The 17,009-nt window shown below is 57.2% G+C and carries 5 protein-coding genes and 1 pseudogene; 2 read left to right on the forward strand and 4 right to left on the reverse strand.

Annotated elements, in window-relative coordinates:
- Positions 1-632 (forward strand): annotated as a pseudogene (locus PMI34_RS28880) (hypothetical protein); the annotation flags it as partial.
- A 629-nt stretch (positions 633-1,261) separates the two neighbouring features.
- Entirely contained in the window at positions 1,262-6,331 is a 5,070-nt protein-coding gene (locus PMI34_RS27740; RefSeq protein ID WP_008053820.1) for a hypothetical protein, read from the forward strand.
- 63 nt (positions 6,332-6,394) lie between these two features.
- Here the strand turns inward: PMI34_RS27740 and PMI34_RS01995 are convergent, their stop codons facing one another.
- The 4 genes from PMI34_RS01995 to PMI34_RS01980 all read right to left on the reverse strand — a co-directional run.
- Entirely contained in the window at positions 6,395-8,629 is a 2,235-nt protein-coding gene (locus PMI34_RS01995; RefSeq protein ID WP_238538841.1) for an autotransporter outer membrane beta-barrel domain-containing protein, read from the reverse strand.
- Positions 8,630-8,916: 287 nt separating this feature from the next.
- A complete protein-coding gene (locus tag PMI34_RS01990; protein ID WP_008053822.1) occupies positions 8,917-10,863 on the reverse strand; it encodes a hypothetical protein in 1,947 nt (648 codons plus the stop codon).
- A 231-nt stretch (positions 10,864-11,094) separates the two neighbouring features.
- Positions 11,095-13,005 carry a hypothetical protein gene (locus tag PMI34_RS01985; RefSeq protein WP_032829923.1) on the reverse strand — a complete coding sequence of 637 codons (1,911 nt, stop codon included), beginning with the start codon at positions 13,003-13,005 and terminating at the stop codon, positions 11,095-11,097.
- Between the two features lie 328 nt (positions 13,006-13,333).
- A partial coding sequence (locus tag PMI34_RS01980; protein WP_008053825.1) for a beta strand repeat-containing protein occupies positions 13,334-17,009 on the reverse strand: 3,676 nt, incomplete at its 5' end.

A 17,009-nucleotide genomic window follows, 5' to 3' on the forward strand; every position in this document is an offset into this window, starting at 1 on the left:
AGGGCCAACAGGTCGAAGTGATTGACGGCACCGCTTCCAAAGGCCAGCCGACGGCTGACCCGAGTACCGGAATCTGGACACTGCTGGTCTCCGGCCTGAGCGAGACGGCCCACAGTTTCACCGCCAAGGCGCTGTACGGTTCGGGTCAGACTTCGGTTCCGCGAACCTTTCGCGTAGTCAATGAGATGTTGTTAGATAATTTTGATGGTTACCACCACCAAGATGTTAGGCCGGGCAATCCATTAACACTCCCAACAATGATAATCACATCATCAAATACTACTATTGGAATCAACACCCCCCTCGTTCCTACCCCCGGAATAACGGATGGAAATGTATTGCTCATATTTGCTCGCGGTACTGCTCGCATCACATTGAAGTCAGAATATTCCTATGTTAGATTTTCCATGATTTGTTTCAGCTTAACAATTTTAAGGTTCTATAACTCGAATGACACGCATTTAGGCGAGCGTCGTCCGCCCTATGGTTATGGTGGTGATGGCTCTCTACCGCCCCCCAGCTGGGTCGAATTCCAAGCTCCAGGCGAACATAAAATTTCCTATATAGAGATTGATCAGAGCATAGGAGCTAATCGGCCGGGACATATTGATTATTTTTATATAAAAGCGTGACTCATCAGTTATTTGAATTAATACATAGAAACATACACCAATCCATTTAGTTCAAAGTATGAACGCAACACCTGGTCTATTCGGCAAGGTGTTGCCTCATACCCTTCACGAATCCAGGAATGCGCTGCCGCCAAACTCGGCCAAATATAAGGCTTTACCTTGGACTTCGTATCCGATGTAAAGAAAAGGAGTTTTTGCTAAAATGCCATATGACACAAGGTAGATATCGACACCACTTACTTTCGCCGTGCTCCCGGAATTCATTGCGGACATTACGCCAGTATCATTGGCCAAGAGAAACATCACAACACAAAGGCACTACCTCCGTATCCGATCCACGAAGCACACCTGTCATCAGGTGCGTTTACCGTGGCATTTCCGGTGAGCAGTTCCACGGCAACAACGCTTCGTAGGTGTTTGGTCCCGGAATGAGATGGTGCGGATTAATTGTGAAACGGCCTGGACATATCAGCGACCGACTTCGGCAGGCACCTTGCACTCCCCCCTACCACTCATCGAAAACCCACCCTCACCTGTTATTTCTGACAGTAGCCAACCCTCCCGGTCTGGGGCCCAATCGAGCGATCTATTCGTGTCTGAATAGCATCACATCGACGAGGGCTTTTTCCATGTCGCATTTTCGCTCGTTTCTGTTTCCGCTTTTCCCCGCCGCCATTTCCCCTCTTGCTCTGCGCCCCTTGCTGGTTGCCGGCATGACGCATCCGGTCGCTGACGGTGACGGTGGCATCAACATCCAGGCCGTCTACGACAGCCCCGAGGGGATGTTGTGTGCCATCAACGCTTACAGCTTTCCAATGCTCGCCGGCGATACGCTGGATATCTACTGGGGCACCGAGAAACTCCTTACCCGGATTGTCGAGGAAGATGACGTCGACAAGACCGTGTTTTTCTTCCTGCCTGCCGAGTCCATTGTTTCCGGCTGGGTCGAGGAGGTCTATTACGTGCTGACCCGCCAGGGTGAAACCGAACCCGATGACCCGGCCGTGCCGTTGCGGTTGCTGGTGAAACTGGATCGGCCGGCCGGGCGCGATAAGGACCCGCATTTGCCGGGCCATTCCGAATTGCATATTGCGCAACTGCCGGAGGATGTCATCCGCAATGGCGTGGATGCCGAGTGGGCGGCAAAGGGGGTGCCCATGACCATCGGCGTGTACCCGAACATCGCCGTGCGCGATGTGATCCTGGTGAAATGGGGCAGCGCTTATCTGACACCTCACGTTGTCACGGTGGCACAAGCTGATGGTTCCGACCCTATCGTGATCACCGCCACGCAGGCCGACATTCTGGCGGGCGGCGACAGCGCAGCGCTGTTGGTGCAATACGAGGTCCACGACGAAGTCTGGAACTACTCCGAACAATGGTCGCAATCCACCTATGTACGTGTGGAGGCAGGCGCCTGGCGCCTGGATCCGGCGATCATCCATGAGTCGGTCAACGGCGTGATCGACCTCAAGAAACTGAACCAGCAAGACGTGACAGTACAAGTCCTGATCCTGAGCACTGATTTCGAAATGGGCGATACAGTCACGATGACCTGGGTTGGCACGCCGCAAACCGGCAATCCGCTGACTTACACCGACACCTGGATTGTGGACAACATCCCGTATGTCAAGGAGTTCAAGGTGCCTTACGCTGACGTCCGCGCCATCGCCATGGGCTCGGCCGACGTCTCCTACGTCCTGACCAAACTGAATGGCGGTCCACCGCTCTCCTCCAAACGCACCTTCGCCAACGTGGTCGGCGATGTGTATGCGCATCCGGCGCCGAAGATCCGGGAATTGGTCGGCAACCTCCTCGAACCCGACAACGGCATGGCCACCATCGACATCACTTACCCGGGGATGACCAACGGTGACTTCATCCACCTGAGATGGCTCGGCACCCGATCCAATGGCCAGCCCTATGTCCATGGCGAGGAGTACACCGTCAGCCAGGGAGACGCCGAGCGTAAGAAAATCACGATTTACGTGCTGGGTGAACACATCGCCGTGCTGGCTGACGGCAGGCTTGATTTGTCTTACGTAGTGTCCAACGATGAAGTGGCCATTCATGGGGTCAGCGAGTCCGAGCACCTGCTGGTTGAGGTCAAGGCCATTCGCGCCACACTGCCGGCGCCGAAGGTGGAGGGGGCCGAAGACGATGTGCTGGATCCGTCGAAAATCTTCGATCACGCCAAGGTGCTGATCGAATACCTTGGGACGGTCAAAGATGACATTCTGACGTATTACTGGACCGGTATCAGCTCGGGCACCAGCACCAGCGACTGGTTGCCGATCACCAGCGTCATCGCCGGACAACCGGTGAATTTTCGGGTCGATGCCCGGTTTGTCTCGGACAACATCGGGCAGTACGTCAAGGTCAGGTACACCCTCAAACACGCCAGCACCGGCCTGACGAGTTACTCGGCGACGTTGAATCTGTTGATTGGCCAACTGGTGGGGGATCTCCCGCCACCGGAGGTGATTCAGGCCCCAGATGCCGAGCTTGATCCCATGAATGCAATCCTGGGTGTGGAGGTATCGGTTAAATACGCAAACATGAACCCGGCACTGGACATCATTGCTTTGAAGTGGCGCGGCACACCCGGTGCGGGCACGTCGGAAGATCTGGAATTACCGGCAGACGCCAGTGGCCAGGTGAAGTTCTCTCTGCCGGCCTCCATCGTAGGACCGAACATTGGTAAAAGCGTTGCAGTGTCTTATGAGGTCAAACGCTACAACTTCTGGAAAGCATCCGATTTGCTGACCCTCAATGTGTTGAGGTTTCAAGATCCCGATAACCAGCTTCCGCGCCCACAAGTGCCCCAGGCCTCCAACGGCATCCTTGACCTGATGACCTTTGCCGGCGATGCCCGAGTCACTGTCGATAAATGGCCATTTATCGCGCTCAAGCAGCGCGTTTGGCTCAGGCTGCAAGGCAAGAGCCTTTCCGGAGCGACTCACACGATCACACTGCTCGACGGTGCGCAGATCACGTCGACACAACTGGTCAACGGCCTCAATGAAACCCTCCTCAGATCCGAACTGCTGAAGCTGGGCCATGCCTCACCGGCGACCGTGATCTGCAAGGTGACCTTCGATGGCGATTCGCAAGAACCCACGGCCATCGAGTTTCCGCTGCTGGAACTGACCGTCAAAACCCGGTACGACTACCTGACACCAGTGATCACTGATGTGATTGACTCGACAGGCCCGGTTGCGGAGGGTGGAATCACGTTCGATAAGGAAGTGACCGTTAAAGGCACGGCGACCCGTGGTGAACGCGTTGAGTTGTTTGACGGTTCCAGCTCACAGGGGTTAGCCAACGTCGGTGCCGATGGCATTTGGGAAAAGCTGCTGACTGGCCTTGAGGTAAAGAACTACCACATCGTCGCGCGAGCCCAATATGCCGCCGACCCTGTGGACAGCCTGCTTCGGGCATTTACAGTGGCCCAGACCATTACCCCAAGCATCACCGATGTCACGGACTCCAAAGGCAGCGTTGCCCCTGGCGGCATCACCTTTGATCGCAGCGTCACCGTCACCGGCAAGGCCAGCCCCAATCAATGGGTCCGGCTCCTCGATGGCGCGACGTCGCTGGGTGAAGCTCAGGCCAACGCCAGCGGTGACTGGAGCCATCCAGCCAACGCTTTGACCGTCAAGGACTACAGACTCACGGCGAAGGCACTGTATGGCGATGGACCGGTGTCCGAAACGCGCGACTTTAGAGTGGCCGAGACCATTGCCCCGACCATCGTCGATGTAAACGACTCCAAAGGCACCGTTGCCCCTGGCGGCATCACCTTTGATCGCAGCGTCACCGTCACCGGCAAGGCCAGCCCCAATCAGAAGGTCCGCCTCCTCGATAACGCAACGCCACTGGGTGAGCCTCAAAGCAACGCCAGCGGTGACTGGAGCCAGGTGCTTGATTCATTGGAAGTCAAGGCCTACAGCCTCACGGCTCGGGCACTGTATGGTGATGAACCGGAGTCCGCAACGCGCGGCTTTACCGTGGCCGAGGCCGAAACCCCGGTGATCGCCGACGTCACCGACGTCAAAGGCAGCGTTGCCCCGGGTGGCACCACTTTTTATCGCAGTGTCACTGTCACCGGCAAAGCCAGCCCCAATCAGAAGGTCCGCCTCCTCGATGACGCAACGCCACTGGGTGAGCCTCAAAGCAACGCCAGCGGTGACTGGAGCCAGGTGCTTAATTCATTGACCGTCAAGAAGTACAGACTCATCGCGCGGGGGCTGTATGGCAATGAACCTGTGTCCGCGGAGCGCTCCTTTACTGTTGCCCAAGCGATTACCCCGACCATCACCAATGTCACCGACTCCAAAGGCACCGTTGCCCCTGACGGCATCACCTTTGATCGCACCGTCACCGTCACCGGCAAGGCCAGCCCCAATCAGAGGGTCCAACTCCTCGATGACGCGACGTCGCAGGGTGAAGCTCAGGCCAACGCCAGCGGTGACTGGAGCCAGGTGCTCAATTCATTGATCGTCAAGAAGTACAGACTCATCGCGCGGGGGCTGTACGGCGACAACCCGATCTCCAACCCGCCCCGGACTTTTACCGTGACCATGGCCGATGCCCCGGTTATCAACAATGTCGTCGGCGCCTCTGGAGCGGTGTCGAATGGCGGCACGACCTATGACCGAACCGTTACCGTCACGGGCACGGCCAGCCCGAATCAGCAAGTCGAGTTGCGTGACGACACCACCTCGCTGGGTCGACCAAACGCCAATGCCAGTGGAACCTGGAGCCAGGTCATTAGCGGATTGGACACCAAAGAATATCGCCTCACAGCCCTGGCGCTGTACGGCGACCGCCCGGTGTCTGGGCTTTACCGCTTTGCGGTGGCTGCCCATACAGCCCCAACAATTACGTCCGTCAGGGATTCCCGTGGCGAGTTGCAAAATGGAGGAAGTACCACCGATAGGACCGTGAACCTTCAAGGGATTGTCACGCCTAACCATGAGGTTCAAATCCACGATAACAACGTACCCAAACATACGGTGCGAGCCAGTGGGACCACCTGGAGTACCACCCTGTCCGTGGCTGTGGGTTCACACCGCATCACGGCGAAAGCGGTCAGTTCCGGGCAGTTTTCCAATGCCCGCAGTTTTACCGTCAACTCGCCGACCCCGCCGCTGAACTTCAATACCAACCCGGTGACATTGAGCGGAAAAATCTACCTGATTCCCGGTAACCCAGAAGTCCTTCCAGCGTTTGGCTCGGAAACATCGGTGCAACATCGGGCATCCGGAGGCGTACCGGGGTACACCTATAGCTCCAGTAATACGACGGTGGCGGTCGTTGACACAGTGGGGCTGGTTACCGTCAGAGGTCGCGGCACCACTAGCATTACGGCACGGGATTCGGCCAATCAGTCCTTGAGCTACACCGTGACCGTCACGGGTGTTATCCATTGCGTGGGCCTGGGAAACAGTACATGGGCCGGAATCAATGCAGCAGCCAATCAAGCTGGGGCACGGATACCCAGTTATGCTGAACTGATTGAACTTTATGAGGCGTATGGTGCGCGCTGGCCCATGGGCAATCGCCTTTATTGGTCGACAACCCCCGGTACCACTTTTTGGCCATTTAAGAGCAGAAAATGTATGAACATTCTTACTTCCGCGAATCAAGACGTTCCTGAAATAGGTAACTACGCCAACGGTGTTGGATTCAGATAACCGTGCATAAAAAACGCCTCGCATATTGCGAGGCGTTTTTTTGAACCCTTCAAACCAAAGCGTTTAAAAGTCCCAACGCACCCCCACATTCACCCCATACGGCTGTTCAATGTTCTCACCGTTGCTGTAATCGAAATCGGCATGCAGTTGCACGTCCTTGGTCACCGCCAGTGCAATACCCGCCCCCAGCACCCCGCGGGTGCCGGACAAATCGTTGTTGAACTGGTTGTCGTGGTTGACGGTGACGCGGTTGTTGTTGATGAACTCTTGCTGCACGGCGGCGCGCACATAAGGTTGCGCGATCATGCCGTTGTTCATGTTGAAGGTACGGCCGGCGGTGGCACCGGCTTCGCCGAGAACCGAGCGCGCACGATCACCGTCGGCGTTCATGCCGTTGTCCAGGTCATAGTCGCTACTTTGAATCACCGCAGTCGACAGTTTGGCGTACGGCTCGACGAAGTAGCCCTTGTCCAGCTTGATGTTGCGCCCGAACTCGGCGGAAGCGCTGATGCCGGAGTTGCGGTAATCGCCCTTGCTGCGGGAGCCGTCGCTCATGCTGACCTTGGCTTCATTGTGAAAGCGGTTGAACTTGAGCGTGGCGTCGAAGTAGTAGCCCGTCTCGGCGTCCAGCCAGGTCACGTACGGCCCCAGGTAGTAGCTGTTGATGGTCCCGGACGTGCCCTGCTCGACGTTCAGGTCGGAGTCGCTGTAACCGGTCATGACACCCGCCAGCCACTGGCTCTCGCCCAAACGCACATCCGCACCGAGGGACAGGCCTTGCTGAGTCTGCTGATAGGCCACGCCGGAACCGGAAGTGATGTTGTATTTGTTGCCGTAGCCACGCATCCAGAAACCGGTTTTGCCGCCATTGAAACGCAGTTCGCCCATGCGGCTGCGCAGCGATGCACCCTCGGCATACAGGATGGTGATCGGTGCGTTGAACAAGGCCAGCACCGAGCGCGCGCCGGGGCTGACGGTTTTGGTGGTCGGGTCGAGGAACCATTCGGTCTCCCCCGTCCCCGTGCTGCGCTGGGCCAGGTCGTAGGACCAGGTGCCCACGTCGACCGGGCCACCTTCGAGCGAGAATTTCGCATCGCCCGCCGCGGTATGCACCAGGGTCAAGGCCTGCGGTGATGCCGCGTCCAGCCCGGAGGCGGCCACGGCCAGGCCGAAGTCGCCCGTCGCCACACCGGTAACGTTGAGGAAGTCGCGGTTGCCGTTGGCGAAGTCACCCTTCATGGCGAACACACCGTTGCCCGCCAGTGTCCCGACATTCAATTGATAGTAAGTAGCCGGGGCACCCGCCGCGCCAAAACTGACACGACCATCATTCATGGCCAGCGTGCCGATGCTGTCGTTGCCGGTGAGTGTCCAGTTCGAACCGCTGTTGATGGTGACACCGTTGGCCTTGTCGAGGCGGCCGGTGAGGGTCGAACCGTTTTGCAGGGTGACATTGGCCGTCGAGGCATCATCGACCTTCACCACATCGCCAACCATGTGACCCGAGTCGAACGTCAGGTTCGCGGTGCTGCCACCGTCGACGCTCACGTTGCCTTGCAGGGTGCTGTTGGCCACTTTCAAAGCGGCCGTGGAGGCCCCTTTTATCATCAGTAGTTGGTTGTCTTTCCCTTGCAGCGTGGAATTGTTCAGCACTTCGATATTCGCGCTGATAGCGGTATCCACCACAATCGCCGCGCCGTTACGGCCTTCCACGCTGGCATTGTCCAGCACCAGTGAATTGTTGCCCAAGCGAGACGGGTCTCTGGCCATGCGCACCCCCGCCGCGTCACCGCTGATGCGAGTACCCGAGGTTGCGCGCACATCACCGCCGAGGACACTCAAGCCAATGCTGTTGGCGCCTGTTCCGGTGATTTCGGTATTGATGAGCGTAAGGGTACTCAAGCTTGTGACTTGAGCGCCCATGTCACCCCCGCGGTAAAAACCTCCAGTGGCGGTTACCGTCGAGCCTTGCGTCGAGGAGCTCAGCCGATTGACCGCCAGGGCCAGGGCATCGCTGGTGACGTTGGCCTGGTTGAGCGTCCCATGGCTATTGGTAATGGTGATCCCTTCGATACCGTTTCTCGCGGTAATGGTCGCGCCATTGATGTTTAGTGTCGACCCGCCGGTTGCGGTAATCTCATTGGTATTGGCGCCTGTGACGTTGAGCACGCCGTTGTTGCGCACCAGGTAGTCAATGGTTGGCGTCGTTGCATCGATGTCCAGCGTGGTGTTATCGACGATGGTGGCTGCCAATGCGGCAGGGCTCAGAAAAAAAAATGCCGGTATGGCTACCAGCATCTGAAATGGGCCTGCGAAGGCAGGTTTGTGCGACTTGCTATTGCCGATGTTCATAAAATGGCTCCGATTGTTCAAGGCCTCACGTCTTCCATGAAACAGAGCAAAAGACCACGAGGGATGCAGACATTACCCAGTACATGCAGTCACGAATGTAGGAGTAATCCTTTTTTAACCACGAGTAATTCCAGGGTTCACTCCGAAAGCTCCGTCATCAGAGACTTGTTCAACGAAAGACACCCGAAAGCGGAAGGCGCATTACGCGCCTCCCGCCGGCTACTCAAATCGCCTTAACGTCGAGTGATTTTGCAAGTGCCTCCATCACCCGGATCAATCAAGTAAACCCTTACCAGATGTGGAACGGACGGTACTGGGCGACCGTCGATAACAGCGGTGTAGCTAATGTCCCCCCAGGCATTCTCGGTTGCCAAAACAGGGGCATAAGGGATTTTCACGATAAAACCATCGGCTGCTTCTTGAGCGGTGGGTTTATACGGAACCTCAAGGTCCGTACCAGGCTTCACCGTACCTGCATTGTCGGTATAACCCTGATATTTAAAAACCAGGTCCTGATCTGCAAGTTGAGGTTCGCCACCTGCAACCAGTACTTCGACAACGGTACCTTTCACAGCATCCTGACGCAATGAACCGCAGTTCAACCAGTCAGTAAAGTCAGGGTCAAGGTTTTGAAACTTTGCCTCCGGAACGACACCTGGAACAATCTCGACATCAACGATCTGATTAGGGGAGATGTCTTTGTTTTCGTTTACATCCGGGTGTGTGATTTCGTAGTGGACAGGAAGTTTTTTTCCGTTCTTCCCGTCGGCAACAACACTCCAGTCAATGGTCCAGGTAATTCTGGCTGGAGGCACCGGAGTCCCGACCACCTTAAATATACCGCCATTGGCTTCCGGCACGGGAACGCCCTTCCAGAAAAGTTGAGCCTCGTCCTTATCTTTGGCCCCCTCGTAAATAACAACCGATACATCGACGTCCTGATCCTTGTCAGCTTCTGTCAACACGTTTACAGGATTACCGCCCTGCCCCTGAACCGTCACCGGATCAAGGTCCGGGTTAACAGGGTCTGGGTTGCCAGGATCAATCACGCCACCCGGTTTCCTCATGTCCACATCGACATCCATAGACAGTGGAGTTAACGGAAAACGATTCGTGCCGCGCTGGACTTGATACTCAACCGTGACCGTTTTTTCACCAGGGTCATTATTGAATACGTCTCGGAACGGTACATCCACGTAAACGGGAAACCCGACAATCGTTTTGGGTGGTTGTGGGATACCGTCCCATGTCACCAGCAATTGATCGCCACTCACGAAGTTGGTGTATTGAGCCTTGATCCCTACTCCGACCGGCGTCTGGGCATCAGCCAGGTCGATCAGGCCGTTATCGTACAGCGGAATATCCGGCGGCAACAAACCTTCTGGCGGATCGGTCAGCATGACATTCAGTTGTTTGAATAGAGAAACTTCACTTCGATAACCTTTTCGGTTGGTGATGAAGTAAAAGATTGCATATTGCCCTTCCTCTTCCCCCACCACACTGGCAGTCAATTTGTCGGAGACTACCGGAACACTGGTGTCGGTCCGTGTAATCTCATCAAACTTCATCGAAGTTGCCATTGACTTACCAAAATAGAACTCGATGACATCGCCGATCTTTTTGCCTAGATACTCAAGTAGGGTTATCTGCACAAAACCATTGTCGTCCAGGTACTTCTTGGTAATACCGTCACGGTCCACCTCCGGCGGAACAATCACCGCACCATTGGTAACCGGACGCTGCGTATCAACATTAATAGTCAGTGGTGTCACTTCAGTGGGGTTACCACCTTGGTTCAGGTAGTAACCTAGTTGATGGGTTCCGTGTTGGTTGCTCAAATTTTCCGGCAATGTCAGTTCAATTTCGAGAATAGCGGGATCCAGCGGTGTCGTGTAATTGTAACGGGCTCCAACCCGAGTTTCATTCCACATCAGTTGAATAACCCCTGGAATACTCCCCGGATCGTCCGCAACGGCTGGCCTTGGCACTAAAACCTTGAGTGCCGCCCCTTGATACATGCGATGCAGTTGATTAGGCAGATCATCAGTGGTGTCCGGCAACAACGGATTATCGGCATGCAGCTTAGGTGGATCTGCGACAACCTTTGGGCTTGCGAGGCGAATTTTTTTATAATTCAACCGGCTTTGTTGTGCGGACGTAATTTTCTCTAAACTTGACATAGCTCAACTCCTACTCAATAAACGGGCTTTACCTGCCCCAGGTGTTTCAACCAAGCACTTGACTGACGACAGCCAAGAAGCAACTTAAAAAACATCAAACGCATACAGACAGCACCTCGAAAGGCACAGACTTCAACATTCAAAAAACACTTATTAACGTGCAGGGTTACGCGCCACGAAAACCGGAACAAACACGTTCAATAAACATCGATAACTCAACGACTGAAGCGATTACTTATCGCATGGCTCCAGACAAGTTTCATTCGTCGGCGAACACACTTCGCCACTGGGCATGGTCCTGCTGATGATGACGAAATCCTTCTTGGAAACGCCCACTGCGCCATTGAGCTTTTTCAAGTCGTAATAACAAAGGGCGGAACCATTGTTCACCATGGGTGCAATCAGTTTTTCATAATCAGCCACATGAACTTCGAAACCATTAAGCGCCTGTTCTGCGGTCAACGTCGTGACGAACGTGTCAACGACGCCGGGAATGGGCGATGTACCATTCATCCCTGCGCAACCTTGCCAATGCAGGGTCACGACATCGTTCTCATCGAAGGCCGGATTACCTTCCACTTTCACCCAGACCCCATTCCAGAGCCTCGGGCATGCACAACAATTGAGAACACCGAACTTGCCCGCATGGGGGAATGACGGCTCTTTCAGATCCTCGATGACCACAATCAAGACACGGACCGAGGTGATACGCGCTTGCTGCTGATTGATACCGTTGCTGGTGGTGTAGTAGACCGGCAGCGCCGGGTTGTCCCGGTCCTGGTCAATCGCAGACCAGGGGATTGTGATCGGCACCCTTTTTCCCGCCACGTCGCCGGACTGCACGATGTATTGCGCAACCGGTGTGCTGATCGCCCCCCAGTACAACTCGATCGTCTGCCCGGGTTGTGGATCGTCAAACAAGGTCAGAAATGCCTCGGCATCTTCACCAAAGTCCTCAGAGAGCAAGGTGTTCAAGGTCTGGGATTTGACGCCATACACTTCAAGCGGGGCCAGCGTGGAATTCAGCAGCGCTGGCGCATTGGCATGGTCCTGCCCGGCCACGGTCAAATCGATCGGCACCCGCGTTTCAAGCGATGGCGGCGTGACGCCACTGCCGCGTTTGACCTTGTAAGTGATGCGTGCCGTCATTGGGCCCAGGCCATTGGCGCGCAGCACCGACCAAGGCACCGGAGCCTCGAGCGGGAACTGTGCGGGGTCGACTTCCAGCGGTGCCAAGGGGTTTTCATCCAATTTGATCAACACCTCATCGCCCACAGCGGGATTGTCATAGGCATCGATTTCTACCGTTACCGCCCCTTGGTTCACCGCACCTTCACGAGCGTGCTGACGGTCGATCAATCCTCTGGCCGACAACGGCACGCGAGGCGGCTTGAGATTGCCCGGCGCCGGGAGCAAGTCGACCACCAGCGATAAAAACGTCGAGCGTGGCCCACGGTTACCGGCCCAGTCCCGCAGCCGGTAATAGATGTAACGCTCCCCGTGGCCCCGACCCCGTATATCCGCCTCGTACATCGTGATGATCAGTTGATCATTGTCGATATCCAGCTGGCTGAAGGCCTGTTCGCGAATTTCCGCTTCCGAATCCGGTGGATTGGGAGTATCCGTCCAGTAGTAAATCGCCCGATCCCGAGCCTGCACATCGACATATTTAGTCACCTTGAAGCGAACTTGCCCGTGCCGGGTCAAATAGTCGTCAGTGATGTTGCCCACGACATCCAGCATCTGCAGCGCCACAGGCTGCTGACCATCATCGGGTTGAATCCGGTCGACCGTGATTTTCTTGATCTCGGATTCAGCCGAGTTGCCCCCGATAATGAGTTTGTACGACAGGTCATAGGCCCCGTGAACCAACACACCCCGTGGTACCGATACGATCTTGTCCCCGGGATCAATGGGGATGGGGAATCGAAATCTGCTGACTTCAAAAAAGTCTTGCCCTACAGGCCTCCAACCAACGACAACAATGTCTGCGACAAAAACCGGATCGGTGGAAAAATTCCATGCCGGTACAGTGAACTGCAGATCACCATTCAAAACGCTGCGCGGCACCAGTCCACCCGCACTTTCATTGCCCTCCTCGTCTTTGAGAATGACCGGAACGATAGGCAACGGCAGGGCCATACCGTCCTCGCCGTGGGCAGGCCCGGAACGCTCTGGGTCTATCGGAAATTTCGGGGACGGCATCGCTGATACTCCGTGGCAATGAATCAAGTGCAATGCGCCTGGCCAGTGAGTCACGTGCAAAACTGCCTTCACGGTCATCACATCGGCGCATCTGATGGGCTTAATTAAATGCCGGTCCGCTGAAACTGCCTACTGTCAGAAATAACAGGTATTGCGACCGTTCATCGCAAAACTGCCCTCAAATCACCTGTTTTTTTTCAATGCCCATAAAAAACCCGCGCTCCCGTTTGATCGAGAGCGCGGGTTCAGTCGCTGCGGCTTCGGGTTACACGGTGTCGACCTTCAACGAATGGTCATTGAGCATGCCGTTGATGATGGTCGCCGTGTCATACCCGCCTGCGATCACCCCACCCGCCCCCGGCGTTACACCGTAGTGGCTGGCCAGGTCGACGCCGGCCAGGTCGATGGTCTGGTTCGGCGCGGCGCCGGCCATGGCGCTGACGTCGATGCTGGTCACCGTCGACGGCCCGCTGCCGGTGACGGTGAAGTGCAGGTAGTCATCCAGCGACGCCGTGGTGCCGCTCTCCCCTTGCAGCAGTTGCGACAGGTCGAGTTTGTCGGTGCCGGGCGTGAAGTCGGTGATCACATCGTGCTCACTATTGCCCTTGAGCCACTGGAAGGTATCCGCCCCCGTCCCGCCAGTCAGGGTGTTGTTGCCCAGGCCTCCGATCAACAAGTCATCGCCGCCCCCGCCGTTGAGGATGTCGTTGCCCAGACCGCCGTTGATCACGTTGTTGGTGTTGTCGCCGGTCAGGGTGTCGTTGAAGTTCGAGCCAGTGAGGTTTTCGATACCGGTCAGGGTGTCAGTGCCGGCACCCAGGGTGTTCTGCGCAGTGAGCAGGCTGAGGTCGACCGTCACCCCGACGCTGGCGTGGGTATAGCTTGCCGTGTCGATACCCGTGCCACCATCGAGGATGTCACTGCCCTGGCCGCTGAAGAGCAAGTCATTGCCCGCGCCGCCATGCAGCTCGTTGTTGCCGGAACCGGCAGTGAGCACATCGTTGCCGTCGCCGGCATTGATGACGTTGTCGCCCGTGCCCGCCACCAGGACGTCATCGCCACTGGTGCCGGTGAGGGTGTGGCCGCCCTGATAGCTGATGGTCAGGTTGGCCGAGTCGCTGCCGCCATGGTTGTCGTTGGCGGTGTAGGTGCCGTGGTAGTCCGTGGTGCCGGCCTGTGCCCCGGCGTAGTTTACGATCATGGTCAGCTGATAGCTTTCCGCCGAATTCGCATCGCTGCCACTGGTGTTGGTGATGTTGGTCAGGTGAATCTGGTAAGTGCCATCCGCACTTGCGGTGATGGTGCCGCCATCGGCGATGCTTGTGAACGCCCCACCGTTGAGCGAATACTCCATCGTGACGTGCCCAGGGTCCAGGTTGTGATCGAGGTTGAGCGTCTCACCCTGTTTCAGCTTGACCGTGATGAGGTCTTCATTGTTGCCATTGGAGTTGTTCGCGGCGCCCAGATAGCCACTGACCACCAGCAGCGCCGTCATGGTCGCCGCGTTGGCCGCAAAGGCGTTGCGCACGTTGGCCAGACTCTTGTTGGCGGGGTTGTTGTTTTGACCGGCGAAGTCGATCGCGCCGGTGCCAGTGAAGTCCGCGTCCCCGGCGACCCAGCCGGTGTTGAACGAGGTGGGTGTCGCCGAAAGTTGGTCGCCATTGGCGTCGGTATCGTTAGCCAGCAACAGTTCGCCCGGCACCACGATGTTGCTCGACAGCACGTTGGTGATGACGTGGTCGTCCACCGCCACTGGAGGCGCGTTGGGGATCACGTTCACGGTCAGCGTCGAGCTGGTGAGGTCGCCATCGTTGTCGCTGACGGTGAAGCCGATGTTCTCGGTGATCAACACCGACGTGGTTTTCTGCGAGGTGTAGTTGTAGTCGCCAGTGTCGAGATTGATCACCAGCGTACCGCTGTTGTTGGTGGCGATGCTCAGCGTGTTGTTCACGGTATTGAAGGTGCCGTGGTTGGTGCCGCCGCTTGGCGTCAACGAACCCTGGCCGCTGAGGGCTTTCGGATCGTAAGTGTAGGTGGTGCCGTCGACCACGATGGATTTGATGAAACCGCCATCAGCGCCGAACGCGCCGCCCTCACCCAGCAACGAACCGGTGACCGGTGCGCCGACCACGGTGCCGGACAGCACCGAGTTGAGTTGGTTGAGGTCGGTGACCACCACCGCATTGGTGTCGGTGTGGCTGTGGCCGTCGTAGGCTAGCGGATCGAGGTTGGCGTTGCTCACGCCACTGCCCAGACCGATCGCGTAGTTCTTGATGTCGTTGGCATCGAGGAAGGCTTTCAGCGCGGTTTCGTCGGCGGTGCCGATTTCCTGGCCGGCAGTGGGCTTGCCGTCGGAGAAGAAGTAGCCGACGTTTTGCGCGCCGGTCAGTTTGCCCGAGGTGTTGAACGCGGTTTGCATGGTCGCCACGCCCGCATCGTAGTTGGTGCCACCGTCCGCGGTGAGGCCGGCCAGCAGCGTCTTGGCGGTCGCGACATCGACCCACACCGAGGTCCTGTCGGTGGCGCTGCTGCTGAAGGTGACGAGCTGCACTTTCACATCGCCCAGGTCGTCGTACTTATCCAGCAAGGCACTGATGGCCTGCTTGGCCAGGGCCAGGCGCGACAGGCTCGCGCCCGACGCGTCCAACACGCCGGAAGCGTCGGCCATGCTGCCGGAGACGTCGAGCACGATCAGCAGGTTGGAATCGATCTCCACCGCCGCCACCGAGCGATCCGTTGCCACTGCCTTGGGCACGTCATCGACAATGTTGACCACGATGGTGCTGGTGCTGCTGTTGCCCAGCGCATCGGTGGCTTTGTACATAAAGCTTTCACTCAGGCTATTGGGCCCGTCGTTGGCATTCGGCAAGGTTTTCGGTGCCGAGGTCAGGGTGTAGGTGTAGCTGCCGTCGGGGTTGATCAGGATCTGCCCGTAGGTGCCGGTGGCGCTGCCGACCAGGGTGTAGGTGAGTGCGCCGCTGGCACCCGAGACCGAACCGACCAGGGTCCCGGACGCGGTTTCGCCCGTGTTGCCCGAGTCACTGCCGGTGACCGTACCGGCGGCCAGGTCCTGCCCGTCCTTGCTCAGGTCGAGGGCTTTTTCGTAGACCGTCACGTCGCTGTCGGGATTGGCCTTGATCGTGCTGCTGGCGACGTCGATGGTGATGGTGGTAGTGCTTTCATCGCCATCGGAATCACGCACGGTATAGGTGAACGTGTCAGTGGCACCCGGATCGCCGACGGAATTCTGGTTGCTGTGATACACCGCGTTGCCGTTGGCATCGAGGGTCAGGTAGCCATAGGCACCGTTGATCTGGTTGCCCAGCCCGCCGATGGCTGACGTCAAGGTGTTGCCGCCGGCACGTACACCAACCACCGTCGCCGGACCATCGGCGCCGCTGACGTCGTTGCCCAGCACACTGATGTTGACGCTGCCGCCCTCCACTACCGACGACGAGTCTGGTTTGGCGCTTGGCAGGTCGTCGACGATCTTGACGTTGATCTGCCCGGTATCGCTGTCGCCATCGGTGTCGGTGGCGACGACATCGATGTTCTCGGCCAGGCTGTTGGTGCCATCGGCAGTCGGGTGGGCTTCGTTATCGTTGAGGGTGTAGCTGTAGCTGACCACGCCGGAGGTCGCGTTGAACCCGGTGATGGTCAGGGTGCTGCCCAGTGGCGTGGTGATCGATTGCGGGAAACCGGCGGCCACGCCAGCGGTGACCACGGCGATGCCGCCGACGGTCAGGGTGGTGACGCCGTCGAGCGCGGCGACGGTGAAGGTGCCGTTCTGGGTCAGTGCCAGTGTGTCGGGGCTGGTGCCGTCGCCGAGATTTTTTTCGTAAACCGTCAGCTCACCGCCATACACGTTGAGGCCGTTGAGGGTCACCGGATCGTCGTTGTTGTAGACGTTGAGCACCAGGTTGGCGGTGCTGCTGTCGCCG

Source organism: Pseudomonas sp. GM74, from assembly GCF_000282455.1.
Lineage (GTDB): Bacteria > Pseudomonadota > Gammaproteobacteria > Pseudomonadales > Pseudomonadaceae > Aquipseudomonas.